This window comes from Micromonospora sp. M51, assembly GCF_018070305.1.
GTDB classification, from domain to species: Bacteria; Actinomycetota; Actinomycetes; order Mycobacteriales; family Micromonosporaceae; genus Micromonospora; species Micromonospora parva.
This window is the reverse complement of record NZ_JAGPXZ010000880.1, coordinates 1-2,300: the sequence shown is the minus strand read 5'-3', so window position 1 is coordinate 2,300 and position 2,300 is coordinate 1. Positions and strand designations below refer to the sequence as shown.

At 71.3% G+C, this 2,300-nt stretch carries 1 protein-coding gene and 1 pseudogene; one reads left to right on the top strand and one right to left on the bottom strand.

Translation table 11 applies throughout. From position 1 onward, the window contains the following. Positions 1 to 8: 8 nt before the first annotated feature. Positions 9 to 347 (bottom strand): annotated as a pseudogene (locus KBX53_RS30130) (ATP-binding cassette domain-containing protein); the annotation flags it as partial. Between the two features lie 151 nt (positions 348 to 498). Here KBX53_RS30130 and KBX53_RS30125 point away from each other — a divergent pair. Beyond that, positions 499 to 2,300, top strand: a 1,802-nt coding sequence (locus KBX53_RS30125) for a methylmalonyl-CoA mutase family protein (RefSeq protein ID WP_210863069.1), incomplete at its 3' end; no start/stop codon positions are given.

The window sequence follows — 2,300 nt, the reverse complement described above, 5'->3', positions numbered from 1 at the left end:
ACCTACGCCGGGTCGTCGGCGTCGGCATAGAAGCCGGAGAAGTGCCGAATCACCTCGGCCACTGTCAGCTCGTCGAACTCGCCGGTGCCCTGGAGCACGATGCCGACCCGGGAGCGCCAGTCGATGTCCGGGTGGGCCGGGTCCGCGCCGAGCACGGAGACCTCGCCGGCATCCCGGTGCCGGTAACCCTCCAGGATCTCCACGGTGGTGGTCTTGCCGGCGCCGTTCGGGCCGAGCAACGCGAACACCTCGCCGCGGTGCACGTCGAGATCCACGCCCGCCACCGCTACGTTGTCGCCGTACGCCTTGCGCAGCCCTCGTACGGAGATGGCCAGCTCGTCATCCATGCCGTCCAGTGTGCGTCCTGACCCGGCCCGCATGGTGCCCGGGGTGTGGCGGTCCGCGCCACTGCGGGAACTTGACACCCGGACGTCCCCGACATGGACCTGTGTGGTTTTGCACAGCCCTTTTTACTGAACGGTAACTTAGACTCCGGCCATGGATGAGACGGCATTCCCGGGGCGGCTGCCCGAGCGGGACCGCCCGTGGGTGATGCGCACCTACGCCGGCCACTCGTCGGCAGCGGCGACCAACGCCCTCTTCCGCCGCAACCTGGCGAAGGGGCAGACCGGGCTCTCGGTCGCCTTCGACCTGCCCACCCAGACCGGGTACGACCCGGACCACGAACTCGCCGCCGGTGAGGTCGGACGGGTCGGTGTGCCGGTGGCCCACCTCGGCGACATGCGGGCGCTCTTCGACGGTCTCCCGCTCGCCGACACGAACACCTCGATGACCATCAACGCCCCGGCGATGTGGCTGCTCGCCCTGTACGGCACCGTCGGGCTGGAGCAGGGCGCCGACCTGACCCGCTGCGCCGGCACCACCCAGAACGACATCATCAAGGAGTACCTGTCCCGGGGCACCTACATCTTTCCGCCGGCGGCGTCGCTGCGGCTCACCGCCGACGTGGTGGCGTACACGCTGCGCGAGATGCCCCGGTGGAACCCGGTCAACATCTGCTCGTACCACCTGCAGGAGGCCGGCGCCACGCCCGTGCAGGAGGTCGGCTTCGCGCTGGCCACCGCGGTCGCCGTGCTCGACGCGGTTCGCGACTCCGGCCAGGTGCCCGCCGAACGGATGGGCGACGTGGTCCAGCGGATCTCGTTCTTCGTCAACGCCGGGGTGCGCTTCGTCGAGGAGATCGCCAAGATGCGCGCGTTCGGCGTGCTCTGGGACGAGATCACCCGGGACCGGTACGGGGTCACCGACGCCCGACAGCGGCGGTTCCGCTACGGCGTGCAGGTCAACTCGCTCGGCCTCACCGAGGCGCAGCCGGAGAACAACATCCAGCGCATCGTGCTGGAGATGCTCGGCGTGACGATGTCCCGTGACGCCCGGGCCCGGGCGGTCCAACTGCCCGCCTGGAACGAGGCGCTCGGCCTGCCCCGCCCCTGGGACCAACAGTGGTCGCTGCGGATGCAGCAGGTCCTGGCGTACGAGTCGGATCTGCTCGAATATCCCGACCTCTTCGCCGGCTCGCACGTGATGACCGCGCTGGTCGACGACATCGTCACCGGGGCGCGGACCGAGCTGGACAAGGTGCTGGAACTGGGCGGTGTCGTCGCCGCCGTGGAGACCGGCTACCTCAAGAGCGCGCTGGTCGCCTCGCTGGCCGACCGTCGTCGCCGGATGGAGTCCGGTGCCGATGTGGTGGTCGGGGTCAACAGGTACACCGAGACCGAACCCTCGCCGCTGACCGCCGCCGGTGCGGGCGCCGTCGAACAGGTCGATCCCGCCGTCGAGGCGGCCGCCGTGGATGGCGTACGCCGGTGGCGGGCCGACCGGGAGGCGGCAGTGGTCGACGCGGCGCTGACCCGGCTCCGCGCGGACGCCGCGACCACCGCCAACCTGATGCCGGCGACACTGGAGTGCGTGCGGGCCGGGGTGACCACCGGCGAGTGGGCCGGCGCGCTGCGCCAGGTCTTCGGCGAGTACCGGGCACCGACCGGCCTGGCCGGTGCGACCGGTGGCGGCGGGGAGCCGGGTCTCGCGGCGGTCCGTGAGCGGGTCACCGCCACCGCTCGGGAGCTGGGCAGCGGCCGGCTGCGGCTGCTGGTCGGCAAGCCCGGCCTGGACGGGCACTCCAACGGTGCGGAACAGATCGCGGTACGTGCACGCGACGCCGGCTTCGAGGTGGTCTACCAGGGCATCCGGTTGACCGCGGGGCAGATCGTGGCCGCCGCGGTGGAGGAGGACGTCGACCTGGTCGGGCTCTCCGTGCTCTCCGGGTCGCACCTGGC